The 15,885-nt window shown below is 71.9% G+C and carries 14 protein-coding genes; 6 read left to right on the top strand and 8 right to left on the bottom strand.

The genetic code is table 11. The features are described from left to right. Window positions 1-175 precede the first annotated feature (175 nt). Window positions 176-1,597 carry a hypothetical protein gene (locus ACFRMN_RS29730; RefSeq protein ID WP_383025063.1) on the top strand — a complete coding sequence of 474 codons (1,422 nt, stop codon included), beginning with the start codon at window positions 176-178 and terminating at the stop codon, window positions 1,595-1,597. A gap of 185 nt (window positions 1,598-1,782) precedes the next feature. Here ACFRMN_RS29730 and hutI read toward each other — a convergent pair whose 3' ends face one another. The 4 genes from hutI to hutU all read right to left on the bottom strand — a co-directional run bounded on the left by hutI (window position 1,783) and on the right by hutU (window position 7,527). After that, the gene (hutI, locus tag ACFRMN_RS29725) at window positions 1,783-2,973 is read right to left on the bottom strand and encodes an imidazolonepropionase (protein WP_383025060.1); all 1,191 of its coding nucleotides are present in this window, start codon (window positions 2,971-2,973) and stop codon (window positions 1,783-1,785) included. A 35-nt stretch (window positions 2,974-3,008) separates the two neighbouring features. Then, window positions 3,009-4,478, bottom strand: coding sequence for a formimidoylglutamate deiminase (locus tag ACFRMN_RS29720; protein WP_383025057.1), 1,470 nt, complete (start codon window positions 4,476-4,478; stop codon window positions 3,009-3,011). Beyond that, window positions 4,475-5,683, bottom strand: a complete 1,209-nt coding sequence (locus ACFRMN_RS29715) for an allantoate amidohydrolase (RefSeq protein WP_383025055.1) — start codon at window positions 5,681-5,683, stop codon at window positions 4,475-4,477. The genes ACFRMN_RS29720 and ACFRMN_RS29715 overlap by 4 nt, the downstream gene beginning before the upstream one ends. Before the next feature lie 185 nt (window positions 5,684-5,868). Beyond that, window positions 5,869-7,527, bottom strand: a complete 1,659-nt coding sequence (gene hutU, locus ACFRMN_RS29710; RefSeq protein ID WP_383025052.1) for a urocanate hydratase — start codon at window positions 7,525-7,527, stop codon at window positions 5,869-5,871. 124 nt (window positions 7,528-7,651) lie between these two features. Between hutU and ACFRMN_RS29705 the strand changes: the two genes are divergently transcribed. The 5 genes from ACFRMN_RS29705 to ACFRMN_RS29685 all read left to right on the top strand — a co-directional run bounded on the left by ACFRMN_RS29705 (window position 7,652) and on the right by ACFRMN_RS29685 (window position 11,581). Next, window positions 7,652-9,175 (top strand): diaminopimelate decarboxylase, encoded by a 1,524-nt coding sequence (locus ACFRMN_RS29705; RefSeq protein ID WP_383025049.1) that lies wholly within the window; start codon window positions 7,652-7,654, stop codon window positions 9,173-9,175. Window positions 9,176-9,367: 192 nt separating this feature from the next. Beyond that, window positions 9,368-9,760: a hypothetical protein gene (locus tag ACFRMN_RS29700; RefSeq protein ID WP_383025046.1), complete on the top strand. Its 393-nt coding sequence runs from the start codon at window positions 9,368-9,370 to the stop codon at window positions 9,758-9,760. A 95-nt stretch (window positions 9,761-9,855) separates the two neighbouring features. After that, window positions 9,856-10,599, top strand: a complete 744-nt coding sequence (locus ACFRMN_RS29695; protein WP_383025200.1) for a transcriptional regulator — start codon at window positions 9,856-9,858, stop codon at window positions 10,597-10,599. 73 nt (window positions 10,600-10,672) lie between these two features. Continuing rightward, window positions 10,673-11,107, top strand: a complete 435-nt coding sequence (locus ACFRMN_RS29690; protein WP_383025044.1) for a roadblock/LC7 domain-containing protein — start codon at window positions 10,673-10,675, stop codon at window positions 11,105-11,107. Between the two features lie 99 nt (window positions 11,108-11,206). Then, a complete protein-coding gene (locus ACFRMN_RS29685; protein ID WP_383025041.1) occupies window positions 11,207-11,581 on the top strand; it encodes a hypothetical protein in 375 nt (124 codons plus the stop codon). Between the two features lie 116 nt (window positions 11,582-11,697). Here the strand turns inward: ACFRMN_RS29685 and ACFRMN_RS29680 are convergent, their stop codons facing one another. The 4 genes from ACFRMN_RS29680 to ACFRMN_RS29665 form a co-directional block, all read right to left on the bottom strand. Continuing rightward, a complete protein-coding gene (locus ACFRMN_RS29680; protein ID WP_383025038.1) occupies window positions 11,698-12,264 on the bottom strand; it encodes a hypothetical protein in 567 nt (188 codons plus the stop codon). A gap of 84 nt (window positions 12,265-12,348) precedes the next feature. After that, complete coding sequence (locus ACFRMN_RS29675) at window positions 12,349-13,239, bottom strand: GNAT family N-acetyltransferase (RefSeq protein ID WP_383025035.1); 891 nt, start codon at window positions 13,237-13,239, stop codon at window positions 12,349-12,351. Between the two features lie 111 nt (window positions 13,240-13,350). Further along, a complete protein-coding gene (locus tag ACFRMN_RS29670; protein ID WP_383025031.1) occupies window positions 13,351-14,187 on the bottom strand; it encodes a MurR/RpiR family transcriptional regulator in 837 nt (278 codons plus the stop codon). Beyond that, window positions 14,184-15,869 carry an aromatic amino acid ammonia-lyase gene (locus ACFRMN_RS29665; protein WP_383025197.1) on the bottom strand — a complete coding sequence of 562 codons (1,686 nt, stop codon included), beginning with the start codon at window positions 15,867-15,869 and terminating at the stop codon, window positions 14,184-14,186. Before ACFRMN_RS29665 ends, ACFRMN_RS29670 begins: the two co-directional genes overlap by 4 nt. Between the last annotated feature and the right edge of the window lie 16 nt (window positions 15,870-15,885).

The raw sequence follows: 15,885 nt of genomic DNA, 5'->3' as shown, positions 1-15,885 counted from the left end.
GCGTTTTCCTCTGTGCCTCCGGCTCTGCGGTCTGTCACTGTGGTCACCTTGGCCCCCCGCTCTCTTCGTGTGTTCGGCGTCTACTTGAAGAGAAAACCGCGTTATTACCCTCCCCGGGTACCGTGGAGGGTAGGTCCGAGAATGAAAGCCATGAACGCTTGGGGGAGTTAAAGGCATGGCGAGTAACTCACGTCACTCACGCACACCCAATGCCGGGTTGGCGTCCCTGCTTGAGCAGGCGAAATGGTCCCGTGCGCAGTTCGCACAGATCGTCAATCGCATCGGCGCGGAAGCCGGGCTCCAGCTGCGCTACGACCAGTCCGCGGTCTCCCACTGGGTCGCGGGCACCACTCCGAAGGAGCAGGTCAGACCACTGATCGTGGAGGCGTTCGCGCGCAAGCTCGGACGTCCGGTCACCCATGCGGAGGCCGGTCTTCCGGTCGCCGCCTCCGCGCATGTCCCGGGGGGCTCCGGCGTACCCGGTGCCTACGGCTCCTACGGCACTTTCAGCACCTCCGGCACCTCCGGCGTCAACACGTTCGAAGAACTGGTCGACATGGGAAGGGCCGACATGGACCCATCGCGTCGCAGTTTGATTGCCGCAGGACTGTTCTCGGCCGCGATTGTGGTACCGCTGTTCCCTGATCTGGCGCACGCCGCCACCGCGCCGTCCGCGCCCCCCGGCAAACGGACGGCTCGGATCGGCGCGCCGCAAGTACAGGCCGTACGTACGATGACCGATCGAATAGCGGACATCCTCGATGAACTCGGCGGAGGGCACGCACGCCCGATGGCCGCCGCGTTTCTGGTGAACACGGTCATGCCGTGGCTCAAGGCCGAGGCTCCGGAGGGCGTACGGAGCGACATGCTGTCGGCGGCGTCCGATCTGGTCTATCTGACCGGGTGGATGGCGATGTACGAGCGGGCGCACGGGCTCGGCCAGCAGTACTACCTCAGGGCGCTGGAGCTGGCGGGCGCGGCCGAGGACCACACGACCTACTGCCGCACGCTGCGCGGCATGTCCCTCCAGGCGTCCAATCTCGGCTACGGCAAACGCGCGCTGGAGCTCGCCGACTCGGCCGCCGAGGCGTCCCCGCAGGCCGGGCCGCGGCTGCGGGCCTTCCTCTCCGGGCAGCAGGCCCACTCGGCGGCGATGGTCGGCGACAAGCGGCAGGCGTTCACCCGGCTCCGGGAGACCGAGACGGCGCTGACGAAGGCGGACAACCGGCGTGAGTCGGTCGGCGGCTACGACACGACGGCGTACCTGTTCCACACGTCCCATGTGCTGTACGAGTTCAAGGATCTGCCGGGATCGATATCAGCGCTCCAGCAGTCCCTGAAGGCGCAGCAGAAGAACGAGCGGCAGGGCAGGGTCCACTTCCTCGCGGTGCTGGCGCAGCGTCAGCTGGAGCTGGGGCATCTGGAGGCCGCGTGCGGGAGTTGGTGGCAGTTCCTGGAGGACTACGAGCATGTCTCGTCGGCGCGGGGTGACGAGCACTTCGAGACGATGCGGCGCAGGCTGAAGCCGTACGCGAAGACGCAGGCGGTGCGGAGGCTGCGGGCGAAGATCGACGAGGTCGCTGTCCTGAAGGGGTAAGAGGAAGGGGACCCGCGCCGCCGGGCCGCCGGGCGGCGCGGGGTCCGGGCGGCGGGGGTCCGGGCGGCGCGGGGGCCGGGCGGCGGGGGGCCGGGCGGCGGGGGTCCGGTCAGTTGGTCCGGTTGGTTGGCCCGGTTGGTTGGCCCGGCCTCAGTGGGTCCGGCCTCAGTGGGTCCCGGCGGGGGTCAGTGGACCCGCTCGCCGGCCCGCCAGACCGCCGTGACCAGGGGCACCCCCGGCCGGTAGGCCAGATGCACATGGCTCGGGGCGTCGAGGAGGGCGAGGTCGGCGCGCGCGCCCGGGGTGAGACGGCCGATGTCCTGGCGGCGCAGGGCCGCCGCGCCGCCCGCCGTGGCCGACCAGACCGCCTCGTCCGGAGTCATGCCCATGTCGCGTACGGCGAGCGCGACGCAGAACGGCATGGACGAGGTGAAGGACGAGCCGGGGTTGCAGTCGGTGGAGAGCGCGACGGTCGCGCCCGCGTCGAGGAGGCGGCGGGCGTCCGGCCAGGCGGCGCGGGTGGAGAACTCGGCGCCGGGGAGCAGCGTGGCCACGGTCGCGCTGTGGGCGAGGGCCTCCACGTCCGCGTCGGTCAGATGCGTGCAGTGGTCGGCGGACGCGGCGTCGAGTTCGACGGCGAGCTGGACGCCGGGGCCGTACGAGAGCTGGTTGGCGTGGACGCGGGGGTGCAGGCCCTTCGCGGCTCCGGCGGTGAGGATCGCGCGGGCCTGGTCGCCGTCGAAGGCGCCCTTCTCGCAGAAGACATCGATCCAACGGGCGTACGGGGCACAGGCGTCGAGCATTTCGCCGGTGACGAGGGCGACATACGCGGCGGGGTCGTCGGCGTGGTCGGGCGGGACGATATGCGCCCCGAGGTAGGTGACCTCGTCGGTGTGCGCGCGGGCGATACGGAGGGCGCGGGCCTCGTCCTCGACGGTCAGGCCGTAACCGGACTTGGTCTCCTGGGTGGTGGTGCCCTGGCGGAGCGCTTCCGCCAGATAGCGCGCGACGTTGGCGCTCAGCTCGGTGTCGGTGGCGGCGCGGGTCGCGGCGACGGTGGTGCGGATGCCACCGGCGGAGTAGGCGCGGCCGGACATCCGGGCGTTGAACTCCTGGGTGCGGTCGCCCGCGAAGACCAGATGGGAGTGGGAGTCCACGAAGCCCGGGATCACGGCCCGGCCACCGGCGTCGACGGCATTGTCAGTGGCGGGTGCTTTGCTTGATTCACCGACCCAGACCACGCGGTCGCCGTCGATGACGACGGCCGCGTCCTGGATCAGACCGATGGGGGTTCCGTCACCGAGGGAGGGGTCGTTGGTGACCAGACTGGCGATGTTGGTGAGGGCGGTGGTGCCCGCCGTGGTGGTGGTCGTCATCGTGACGCTGTTCTCCTTGGGCGGCGTCCGCGGCGTCAGCCGCGCAGGGCTGCGATCGAATCGGCGAGGGCCTTGGACACGTCCGGGACGAGGACGTGGACACCGTCCCGTACGATCCGGCGACCGCCGACCACGGTGTGGCGAACATCCGCCGCGGAGGCGGCGAATACGGCTGTCTCCGCTCCGAGCCGGGTGAGCGTGCCGGCTGTTCTGACCGAGTCCAGGGCGATGGTGGCGAGATCGGCGAGCGCGCCGCGCTCGATCCTGCCCGCCTCGGGCCGGCCGAGGGCCGCGTGGCCGTCTGCGGTCGCGGCGCGCAGGAGGGCGGAGGCCGTCCAGTGACCGCGGGTGCGGGTGCGCAGCCGTTCGTCGAGTTCCATCGCGCGGGCCTCTTCGAGGATGTCGATGACGGCGTGGCTGTCGCTGCCGAGCGACAGCGGCGAGCCCGCGCGCTGGAGCCGGACGGCGGGGCCGATGCCGTCGGCCAGATCGCGTTCTGTGGTGGGGCACATACAGGTGCCGGTGCGGGCGCCGCCCAGCAGGGCGATGTCCTCATCGGTGAGATGGGTGTTGTGCACGCCGGTGGTACGGGCGCCGAGTACGCCGTGGTCGGCGAGCAGACGCGTGGGGGTACGGCCGTGCACGGCGAGGCAGGCGTCGTTCTCCGCGGTCTGCTCGGAGAGATGCACATGCAGCGGGGCCCGGTGGGCCTCGGCCCAGGCGGCGACGGTCGCGAGCTGTTCGGCGGGTACGGCGCGTACGGAATGGATCGCCGCGCCGATCCGGGCGTGGGCGCTGTCCTTGTGGGCCGAGGCGAGGTCGGAGGCGCGCTCGGCCCAGGCGGTGGCCGTTCCGTCGGAGAAGCGGAGCTGGTGGCGGTCGGGGGGCGCGCCGCCGCGCCGCTTCGTGATGCCGGAGGAGAGATAGGCGGTGTCCAGGAGCGTGATCCTGATCCCGGCCTCGGCCGCCGCCGCGATCAGCGCCTCCCCCATCGCGTTCGGCTGGTCGTACGGACTGCCGTCCGGGGTGTGGTGGAGGTAGTGGAATTCCCCTACGGCGGTGATCCCGGCGAGCGCCATCTCGGCGTACACGGCGCGGGCGAGCGCGTAATACGAGTCGGGGGTGAGCTTGGCGGCGATTGCGTACATGATCTCGCGCCAGGTCCAGAAGGTGCCGGAGCCGACCTGGACGGTGCCGCGCAGGGCGCGGTGGAAGGCGTGGGAGTGGGCGTTGGCCAGCCCGGGGAGAGTCAGTCCGCGCAGGGCCGTGGCTCCGGGCGGCGGGGTCGTGACGCCGGTGCGGACGTCGGTGATCCGGCCGTCCGTGACGCCGACGGCGACGCCCGGTTCGACGTGCGTGCCGAGCCAGGCGTGCTCCAGCCAGTAGACGAGCTCGGCGGGCGCGCCCGGCACGGCCCGGCTCGGCTCGGCGTCCGGCCGGGGCTCGGTGGTCTTCCCGGTGTCCGTGACGCGTGTCCTGCCCGGTGCCGCTGTGGGGTGCGTCATGCGCACAGGAGTCCTTCCAGTACGTCGGCGAGTGCCAGGACCCCGGCCACGCAGTCGTCCTCGGCCGCGGATTCGGCCGGGGAGTGCGAGACCCCGGTGGGGTTGCGTACGAACAGCATGGCGGTAGGGATCGAGCCGGACAAAATACCCGCGTCGTGCCCGGCGCCGGTGCCGAGGACGGGTACGGGAGCGCCGCCGCCGGGCCGCTGCCCGAGGATCTTGCCCAGTTCGTCCCGCAGGGCGTGCTCGAACTCGACCACGGGGGTGAAGGACTCCCGTACGACAGACAGCTCGATACCGGCCCGGTCCGCGCACGCGCGGGCGGCGGCCTCGATACCGGCGACCACGGTGTCCAGCGCGGACTGGTCGGCGGCGCGGGAATCCAGCCAGCCACGGACGAGGGAGGGAATGGCGTTGACACCGTTGGGTTCGACGGAGATCTTGCCGAAGGTGGCGAGGGCTCCGGCGAGCTCGGCCTCGCGGCGGGCGGCGAGCACGGTCTCGGCATAGGTCAGCATCGGGTCGCGGCGGTCGGCGAGACGGGTGGTGCCCGCGTGGTTGGCCTCGCCCCGGAAGTCGAAGCGCCAGCGGCCGTGCGGCCAGATCGCCGACGCGATCCCGACGGGGTCGCCGGAGAGGTCGAGGGCGCGGCCCTGCTCGACATGCAGCTCGATGAACGCGCCGATCCGCGCGAGGCGTTCGGGGTCGGGCCCGAGGGTGGACGGGTCGTAGCCCGCGGCCTCCATCGCCCGGGGCAGCGTGACGCCGTCCCCGTCGCGCAGTTCATGGGCCTGCTCGGCGGTGAGCTGTCCGGCGGTGAGGCGGGAGCCGACGCAGGCGAGACCGAAGCGGGCGCCTTCCTCGTCACCGAAGTTGGTGATGGCCAGGGGCCTGCTGAACCGCGCGCCCCTGCTCCGGAGTTCATCGAGTGCGGCGAAGGAGGAGACCACACCGAGCGGCCCGTCGAAGGCGCCGCCGTCGGGTACGGAGTCCAGATGCGACCCCGTCACGACGGCGTCCCCGGCGAGCGGATCGCCGAGCCAGGCCCATTGGTTGCCGTTGCGGTCGAGTTCGTGGGCCAGCCCCCGGGCCTCGGCCTGCGCGCGGAACCAGGCGCGGCACTCGGCATCGGCGGCGGTCCAGGCGTACCGCCGGTAGCCACCGCTGCCGGAATCGCGACCGAGCGGCGCGAGTTCGCGCCACATCTCCTGGAAGGAAGGGGGCTCTTGGAAGGGGGGAGGCGCCTGGAAGGAAGGTGGCTCCTGGAAGGAAGGTGGCTCCTGGAAGGAAGGTGGCTCCTGGAAGGAAGGTGGCTCCTGGAAGGAGGGTGGTCGGCGGGCGTCCCCCGGGGTGCTTTCGGCGTGCCCCGGCTCGGGAGGGAGTGACGCGGTCACTCGCCCTCCCGCATCGGGACGCGGACGTGGCGCTCGTCGGCGACCTCTTCCGCGAGGTCGTAGCCCGCGTCGACATGGCGGATGACGCCCATGCCCGGGTCGTTGGTCAGGACGCGGCGGATCTTCTCGCCCGCGAGCTTCGTGCCATCAGCCACCGAGACCTGGCCGGCGTGGATGGAGCGGCCCATGCCGACGCCGCCGCCGTGGTGGATGGAGACCCAGGAGGCGCCGGAGGCGACATTGACCATGGCGTTGAGGAGCGGCCAGTCGGCGATGGCGTCGGAGCCGTCGAGCATGGCCTCGGTCTCGCGGTACGGGGAGGCGACCGAGCCGCAGTCCAGATGGTCGCGCCCGATGACCAGCGGTGCGGCGAGTTCACCGGAGGCGACCATGTCGTTGAAGCGCTCGCCCGCCTTGTCGCGCTCGCCGTAGCCGAGCCAGCAGATCCGGGCCGGCAGGCCCTGGAAGTGGACGCGCTCGCCCGCCATCTTGATCCAGCGGTGCAGGGATTCGTTCTCCGGGAAGAGGTCGAGGATCGCCTTGTCCGTCTTGTGGATGTCGGACGCCTCGCCGGAGAGCGCGGCCCAGCGGAACGGGCCCTTGCCCTCGCAGAACAGCGGCCGGATATAGGCGGGCACGAAACCGGGGAAGGCGAAGGCCCTGTCGTATCCGGCCAGTTGGGCTTCGCCGCGGATGGAGTTGCCGTAGTCGAAGACCTCGGCGCCCGCGTCCATGAAGCCGACCATCGCCTCGACATGCCGGGCCATGGACTCACGGGCGCGCTGGGTGAAGTCGGCGGGCTTCTCGGCGGCGTACGAGGCCATCTCGTCGAAGTCGACGCCGAGCGGCAGATAGGCCAGTGGGTCGTGGGCGGAGGTCTGGTCCGTGACGATGTCGATGGGGGCGCCCTCGGCGAGCATCCGGGGCAGCAGCTCCGCCGCGTTGCCGAGCAGGCCGATGGAGAGCGGACGGCGCGCGTCGCGCGCCTCGGTCGCCAGCTGGAGCGCGTGCTCCAGGCTGTCGGCCCGTACATCGAGATAGCGGTGCTCGATCCGGCGTTCGATGGCGCGCGGGTCGCAGTCGATACAGATCGCGACCCCGTCGTTCATGGTGACGGCCAGCGGCTGGGCGCCGCCCATGCCGCCCAGTCCGGCGGTGAGGGTGATCGTCCCGGCGAGGGTGCCGTCGAACTTCTTGGCGGCGACGGCGGCGAACGTCTCGTACGTGCCCTGGAGGATGCCCTGTGTGCCGATATAGATCCAGGATCCGGCGGTCATCTGCCCGTACATGGTGAGCCCGAGGGCTTCCAGGCGCCGGAACTCCTCCCAGTTCGCCCAGTCGCCGACCAGATTGGAGTTGGCGAGCAGCACGCGCGGCGCCCACTCATGGGTCTGCATCACCCCGACCGGACGGCCGGACTGGACGAGCATCGTCTCGTCCTGCTTGAGGGTGCGGAGCGTACGCACCATCGCGTCGAAGGAGCGCCAGTCGCGGGCGGCCTTGCCGGTGCCGCCGTAGACGACCAGTTTGTCCGGATGTTCGGCGACCTCGGGGTCCAGGTTGTTCTGGAGCATGCGGAGGGCGGCTTCCTGCTGCCATCCCAGGGCGCTCAGTTCCGTACCGCGCGGAGCCCGTACGGGTCGGGGTCCTGACATGGCGATGCCTCCTCCGTGATGAATCCGCCGACTGATCTGTTGGCCAATCTATTCACATCCTCGCGGTATGAATACTTGTAGTCAACAGCTGCGTGACCGGGCGGCGGATGATTGGCTGGCACTCATGGCTTCGGTTCAGCACAACGGTGGCACTACCCCGCACGGCACGAACGGCACCAACGGCTTCGCGGACGGCGGTACGGGCCCCGCCCCCGGCACGGCCCCCGGCACGGCGGCCGGCACGGCGGCCGACGCGGCCCTCGGCGCGGCGGCCCGCCGGGACCTCGCCGTACGGGCCGCCGTGGCGCAGGGTCTCATCAGCGAGGCCGAGCCCGTCGTCGCTCTGCTCGACGTGGCCGGAATCCGCGCCTCCGCCGCCGCGCTCCGCACCGCCTTCGACGAGGTCACCGCCCCCGGCACCGCCGTCCTGCACGCCTTCGCGGTGAAGGCCGCGCCCCTGGTGGCCGTGGTGCGCCTGCTCGGCGAACAGGGCATCGGCGCGGAGGTCGCCAGTCCTGGCGAGCTGGCCCTCGCCCGAGCGGCGGGCGTACGGCCCGAGCACACCGTCCTCGACTCCCCCGCCAAGACCACCGCCGAACTGCGTGAAGCCCTCGCGCTCGGCATCGCGATCAACGCCGACAACCCCCAGGAGCTGGCGCGGATCGACGCCCTGATCGACGCCGACGCCCTGATCGGCTCGGGCGCGGGTCCGGGCCCCGGACCGGCCTCAGGACCGGTCGCCTCCCCGCTCGGGCTGCGGATCAACGCGCAGGTCGGCGGCGGATCCATCGGAGCCCTGTCCACCGCCACCGCCACCTCCAAGTTCGGGATCGCGCTGCGTGACGAGGGCGCCCGCGCCTGGGTCGTCCAGGCGTATCTGGACCGCCCCTGGCTGACCCGGCTGCACACCCACTCCGGCTCGCAGGGCGTCCCGCTGGAGCGCATGACCGAGGGCGTACGGACGGTGTACGAACTGGCCGAGGAGATCAACGCGGCGGCCGGCCGCCGGCAGATCGACACCATCGACATCGGCGGCGGCCTCCCGGTCAACTTCGGCTCGGACGAGGAGACACCGACGTACGCGGCCTACGCCCGGCTGCTGAGGGAGACCGTCCCCGGGATGCTGGACGGCCGCTACGGACTGGTCACCGAATTCGGCCGTTCTCTGCTCGCCAAGCACGGCACGGTCCTCGCGCGCGTCGAATACGCCAAGTCCGCCGGTGGCCGCCCGATCGCGGTGACCCACGCGGGCGCACAGGTCGCCACCCGTACCGTCTACGACCCCGCCTCCTGGCCGCTGCGCATCGCCGCGTACGACGCCGGGGGGCGGCCCAGGACAGGCCCCGCCGTGGCCCAGGACATCGCGGGCCCGGCCTGTTTCGCGGGCGATCTGCTCGCCGAGAACCGGCCGCTGCCGTTGCTTGAGCAGGGCGATCTGGTGGCCGCCCTCGACACCGGCGCGTACTACTTCTCCAACCACTACGCGTACAACAGCCTGGCCAGGCCCGGCGTCCACGGTTTCGTGACGGCTCCCGGCACGGCCGGCGGCGAGGTGCGCTTCGCGACCGTACGGGCCGCGCAGACGGTCGCGGAGATCGTCACCGAGTCGGGCGGCGCACACGCCGACGCGCTCCTGCTGGAGGACTGACCCGGGCCGGGGCGACCGAGAGCACCGACACGACCGGGGACGGCCGGAAGTGGCCGGTCCCCGGCGGCCCGGCGCGCATGTTCCGATGGAAAATGCCAGAACCTCCTCCCCCCGCACCAACGTTGCGTAATCTCACCGTCACTGCCGCACAACAGTGCGCCCGCACGCCCGGCTGGTGGGAGGGGAGTCCGCGTGCCCGGAATCGACGCGTGCCTACAGGAGGCCATGAACCTGCCGGGAGCGCGCGGCGCGGCGATCGTGGACTGGACGAGCGGTCTCGCGCTCGGTACGGCGGGCGAGTCGCCCAACGGCGACCATGAGGCGACGGCCGCCGAAACGGCCGAACTGGCCAGAGCCGCCGCGGAGTACACGGCCTTCGCTCCCGCCGCCGCGGTCGGCCACAAGGGCCCGCCCGTCGAGGACGTCATCGTCACCACCCGTACCGGCTATCACCTCCTGAGCTTCGTCGAGACGACGTTCGACAGCAGCGTCTTCCTCCATCTCTGGCTCGACCGCGACACCGGAAACCTCGCCCTGGCCCGGTTACGGCTGGGGCAGTTGGCGGAACGGCTGGTACTGGGATGACGGCGGCGTCCGCACACTCCGGGAACTCCGGGCACTCCGCGGCCTCCGGGCACTCCGCGGTCTCTTCGGTCTCCCCGGTCTCCCCGGTCTCCCCGATGCTCGTCCGGCTGGCCGGCGAACGCGCCACCGGAGCGCTCCTGCGCGACCACGGCACGCTCTATCTCGCGGACGGCCGCGTCGTGCACGCGGAGAGCCCCGCCGCCCCCGGGATCGACGTCCTGCTCACCGCGGGCGGCCGGCTGCCGCGCTCGGGCTGGGAGGAGGCGGTCGACCGGGCGGGCACCCGCCGCGAGGTCGGCCGGTTCCTGGTCGACAGCGGCAGGATCGGCGGCGGGGAGCTGGAGATCTGCCATCTGGGCGCGCTGTTCGACGCCGCCTACTTCGCGCTCGCCCCCGGCAGCGGGCCCACCCGCTTCCGTTACGGCGTGGCGCACTGGATCGGTCCCGTACGGCCCGTCGCCGCCACCGCCGTCGAGCGCGAGACCCGGCGCAGACGCGAACTCCTCGACCAGGTCTGGCCGTACGCGGCCGTGGACACCGCGCCCGTACGGACGCGTGAACCGGCGCCGGGCCAGGCGGTCACCCGCCGCCAGCGCGTGCTGCTGGAGCTGGCGGACGGGGTACGGACACCGCTGGCCATCGCCTGGGCGCTGGGCAGACCCGCGTTCCACACCCTGCTGGACATTCGCAGGCTGGCCGCGGCCGGACTGGTCGAGACGCCCGCCGAACCGGCGGCGGCCACGCCCGCGGCGGTCCCCTCCTGGGTCGCGACGGTCTCGGCCGACCCGGACATCGCCCTGTTACGCCGGCTCCGCGACGCCCTGGAGGCAAGCCTGTGACTCCCCGTTCCATCCACCGGGCCCGGACAGGACCCGCCGTGTCCGACGTCGTGCCGGACCACGCCACGCCGTCATGAGGCGCGCGCTGCGGGCACGTGCCGAGAGGAGACAGCTGATGACGGCGGAAGCCGAGGTACTGGGCGAGCTGAGGCGCCTGCGGGCCCGCCTCCCGCAGCTCACCGGCGCGCTCGCGGCCAGTACCGACGGTCTGGTGCTGGCCCAGGACACGGCCGAGGTGGAGGCGGAGGGGGTGGCCGCGCTCACCGCCGCCGCGCTGGGCGTCGCGGTGCGCCTCACGGACACCACCGGCCAGGGCGGATTCCGGGAGCTGCTGATCCGGGGCGAGCTGGGGTACGTCGCGACGTACGCGGCGGGCTCCTCGGCGGTGCTGACGCTGCTGGCGGAGCCCCGGATCAATGTGGGCCGGCTCCATCTGGAGGCGCGGCGGTCCAGCACCCGGATCGGTGAACTGGTCGACGGCGCCCTGGAACGGCTGGAGAACGCCTGACCCATGACAACAGCCCCCAACTCACACGGAACACGCGTCACCCGGGCCCCGGGAACCCCCCGGACCGCCCGTACCGGAACGAAAGGAAGTGCGACCTCCATGGCCAACACCGAAGCCGCCCTCAAGCAGGCCACCACCGTCATCGACGGCGCGCTGGGAGCCGCCCTCGTCGACTACTCCAGCGGCATGGCCCTCGGCACGGTCGGCGGCGGCAAGGACCTCGATCTGACGGTGGCCGCGGCCGGCAACACCGATGTGGTCCGGGCCAAGGTCCGCGCCATGGAACTGCTCGGCATGAAGGACGAGATCGAGGACATCCTGATCACCCTCGGCAACCAGTACCACCTGATACGGCTGCTCAAGGGGCGTGCCAACAACGGTCTGTTCCTCTATCTCGCGCTGGACAAGTCACGGGCGAACCTCGCCATGGCCCGTCACCAGCTGATGAGAATCGAAGCCGAGCTGGAGGTCTGAGCGGTCCGCGCGCGGCACTCACGTCACGCACGGTCCGCGCCGCCGATCAGCCACGCTGCCGACCAGCCACGCCGCTGCTCAGCCACGCCGCTGTTCAGGTTCAGCCACACCGCTGCTCAGCGACGGCGCCGTGCCCCGCCGGGCACGGCGTCACCGGCCGCCGTCCCCGTGGTCCGGTAGCCCTTGACCTTCTTGCCCACGGGGTGCCCGGTGCCGGCCCAGTCGGTACGTACCCACAGCAGCACGTCGTCCCGGCGCTCCCGCCGCCCCAGCCAGGCCGCCTTGAGCCACAGCCCGACGCCCACGCCCGCCAGGGCCGGACCCCCGGCACCGGGCAGCGCGAACGAACTCCCCACCGCGACAAGGAAAGCGGCCAGCAGCCACCAGCGGTTCGCCCGGCGCCAGCCGCGCAACGTCACGGAGCGGTCCTGGAGGAAGTCGAACTTCCCCGCCCGCACGGCACGGTCCGCCCAATCGGTGTACCGGCGCCTGCGTACGAGCGCGACGACAGCGGCACACACCACGAACAGCGCCGCCCCGGTGTAGCCGCCGATCCTGCGCCCCGTCAGCCCGGGAAGCAGTACTCCAATGCCGGTGGCGAGGACCCCCAGCCACCACATCGGTACCGCACCGGCCCGTACGATCACGGCCACCCGTGCCAGAGACTGCCCTCCGCGCCCCACGATCCGCCTCCTCAAGCCTGTGTTGTGGCGCGCAGACTAATGACGTTCTCTGAGCATTTCCTGAGAACCGGCGAATCGGCCGGGTCAGAGGAAATGCCCGCTGGCGAGGTAAGGCGCTGGGACAGGCATTCCACGGACGGCGATGTAGCCCTCTTGACCGATGTCGAGACGGGCGGCCAGGCCGACATCGATCGCCCAGTCGTTCGGGGTGGTGACGCAGTTGACCAGAGTTCTTCCCCGCGATGAGGCCAGGGCTTCCCACAGCAGGTTCTGTGCGATCCCCGGGTGCGCGGCGGCCAGCAGTGAGGCCCGCCCGCGGTCGTCGATGTAGACGTATCCGGGCTTCGCCCTGTCACGGGACACGACCAGCCGCATGGTGCCGAGCATGTATTCGTGGTCGGGACCGTGGCCCGCGACGCGCAGGTCCTGGTCCAGCCGGTCCATCCACTCGAAGTCGTCGGGGCGCCCCTCCCGGAGGCCGTCGACCGTGGGAAGCGTGTGGCGGTCGACGGTGCCGACCATCCGCATCTGCGGGTGGAGGGAGAACCCCGCCAGCCGGTATCGACGGGTGGCACCCGGGTGGACGCTGGAGGAGAAGATGCCGGGGCGGCCGTCGGCATGATGGAGGGCGGCGTCCATCAGGCGCCTCCCGATGCCCTGAGCCCGATGGCCCGGCAGCACGCCATAGGTCGCGAGGAACCACAGACCGCGGCGGTTCTGGGAAATGGCGAATCCGACGACCTCGCCGGCACCGGCATCCTCACGCACCGCGACCCAGCAGCCTCCCGGGTCGACACCCAGAAAGAAGCGCATCCGGTCGATCCATTGCTTCGAGGCGACTGCCGAACGCGGCTCGACCTCCGGATCGCTGACCCGCCTGGTGCTCCGCTCCGCCTCGAAGAACGTCATCGCCGACGCCCGTTCCGCCGAGGCGAGATCGTCCTCACGCATCAGCCTGACCTGTACAGAGTCCATCGTTTCAGCGTAGGGATCAGCCAAGCGGGGCCGCACCCGATTATCTCGCGTAGCTCGCGGTCGCCTCGGTGGGCAGCCGGCCGGAGCACCGCTCGGCGCTCGGCTACTCGACTACTCGACGAACAGCCCCCGCGCCGCCGCCCGCGCGTCGAACTCCTCCAGCCGCGCCTGCGCGTCCGGCAGCCCGTCGCACATCGCCTCCAGCAGCACCCGCCCCAGCAGCATCGGCGCGCACGCCGTGTCGAAGGCGAGACCCGTACCGACCGCCGCCGGAATCAGCAGATCGCTGTGTTTGGCGACCGGCGCGAACGCCGAGTCGGCGACCGTCACCACCGTCAGCCCGGTCTGCCGGGCGTACGCCAGCGCGTCCACGACCTCCTTCGGATGGCGCGGCAGCGCGAAGCAGAGCAGCGCGCTCGCGCCCGCGGTCCCGGCCGCGTCGATCCGGTCGGCGAGCATCGTGCCGCCCTCGTCGAGCAGCCGTACGTCCGGATGGACCTTGGCCGCGAAGTAGGCGAAGCCGCGCGCCTGTGAGGAGGCGGCGCGCAGGCCGAGTACCGGCAGCGGACGGGAGGCGGCGAGCAGCCGGGCCGCCTGTTCGACCGGGCCCGGATCGGCGAGCAGTTCGGCCAGCTGGCGCAGGTTCTCGATCTCGCCGCGTACGGCCTGCTGGTACTCGTTGTACGTGGACTCGCCCTCCTCCGGGCCCACGGGCGCGACATCGCGCAGATGTCGGCGCAGCGCCGGATAGCCGTCGAAGCCGAGCGCGACCGCGAAGCGGGTGACGGACGGCTGACTGACTCCCGCCAGCTCCGCCAGCTCGACGCTCGACAGGAAGGGCGCGTCCGCCGGCCGCCGCACCATGCTGTGCGCGATGCGCCGCTGAGTGGGGGTCAGCCGGTGGCCCTCGAAGAGCTGCTGGAGTCGGGCGGCCGGGCTGTCGCTCATGCGATCCCCCTTGTCGGTTCGGTTGGGTCGGTCGGGTCGGTCGGGTCGGTCGGGTCAGCCATGGTCGAGCGGGTCGTGCCGGTCGAGCCGGTCGTGGACGGGTCGTTCACCGGATGTGTCACCGGACGTGTCACCGGATGTGTGACCAAATCCGTGACCAGATCCGTGACCAGATCCGTGAACCGGTCGAGCAGCGCGGCGGCGGCTGTCACATCATCGGTCAACGGCCGGTCGGCGGCCTCGTCCTGGAGTACGGTCTCGGCCAGTTCGAAGGCCCTGCCGACCGGAAGCCCCGGGTCCGGCCGCAGTCCGCGCTGGCGCAGGGCCCTTACGGCGGCGACCAGTTCGCAGCCGACGACCAGCCGGTACGCGCTCCCCAGGCGCAGGGTCTGGCGTGCGGCGAGCGAGGCGAAGCTCGCCTGCTCCTCCACGCCTCGGGACAGTACCGCGTGCCCGAGGGAGGCCGGCGCGGAGAACGCCCGCAGATCGCCGAGGGCCGCCCCGGCCGCGTACTCCAGGATCATCACCCCGGAGCTCGCGGGCTCGGCGTCGGCGAGGAAGGGCCGCAGCCGGGTGAAGGCGGGCTCGTTGAGCGCGGAGAGCCGGGAGGTGGAGAGCCGCGCCGTCTGCACCAGCGAGAGCCTGAAGTGGTCGAGCGCCAGCGCGACCTGGGCCAGATAGAAGCCGCCGTGGTGGTACGCGGCGGGGATCGGGTCCGGCTCCGTGCCGGGGCGGATCAGCGGGTTCTCGGCGGCGGCGTTGATCTCGACGGCGAGGGCGTTCTCCAGCGCGTCGGCGGCGTCGCGTGCCGGGCCGTGGATCTGCGGGACACAGCGGAAGCCGTACGGGTCCTGGATCCGGCCGAGCGGCGGTCCCGGCCGTTCGGGTGCGCCGAGAATCGCCCGCATGTCGGCGGCGACGGCGTACGAACCGGGGTGCGGGCGCGCGGCGTGCACGGGCTCCGCGTACGCCTCGTACGAGCCGTCGACGGCCAGCAGCGAGAGCGCGGCGACCAGTTCGGTGGCGGTGGTGAGCCGGCGCAGTTCGTGGAGGGCGAGCGCGGACTGCCCGAGAGTGAGGGCGTTGCTGCTGATCAGGGCGAGGGCGTCGTTGTTGTCGAGTGGCTGCGCCTCGGGCGCCCGGCCACCCTCCCAGGGGTGTTCACCGGCAAGGGCCAGCCCCATCTGGGCGAGGGCCGCGATGTCGCCCGTACCGACCGAGCCGAACTCGTTCACCACCGGGTACGCGCCGGACTCCAGCGCCTCGCAGAGGGCGGTGACGACGGTCGGCCGCAGTCCGGCGCCGCCCGCGAGGAGCTGGTTGGCCCGTACGGCGAGCATGGCGCGGACCTCGCGGGCGGGCAGGGGGTCGCCGATGGCGCCGGCGTGGCTGCGCAGCAGCCGCAGTCCGTGGTCGGCGGCGGCCTCGGTGGGCACGGCCTCGGTGCGGTTGGCGCCGACGCCGGTGGAGCGCCCGTACACCCGTCCTGAGGCGGCCAGCTCGCGCGCGAGATGCCAGCTCTGTTCGACACGCTTCATCGCGTCGGTTCCGGGTACCGGACGAGCGGCGCCCTCGGCCAGCCGTACGACATCGGTCACCGGGAGGCTCTGTCCGTCCAGTACGACGATGGCCGTGCTCGGGGTGGTGCGCGAGACCGATGAGTCCGTCATGTGGGACGACATCATGCGCGAACGCCTC

It is taken from the genome of Streptomyces sp. NPDC056835 (assembly GCF_042789485.1).
Lineage (GTDB): Bacteria > Actinomycetota > Actinomycetes > Streptomycetales > Streptomycetaceae > Streptomyces.
Note: the sequence above shows the minus strand (reverse complement) of the source record. Positions and strands in the feature narration are given on the sequence as shown.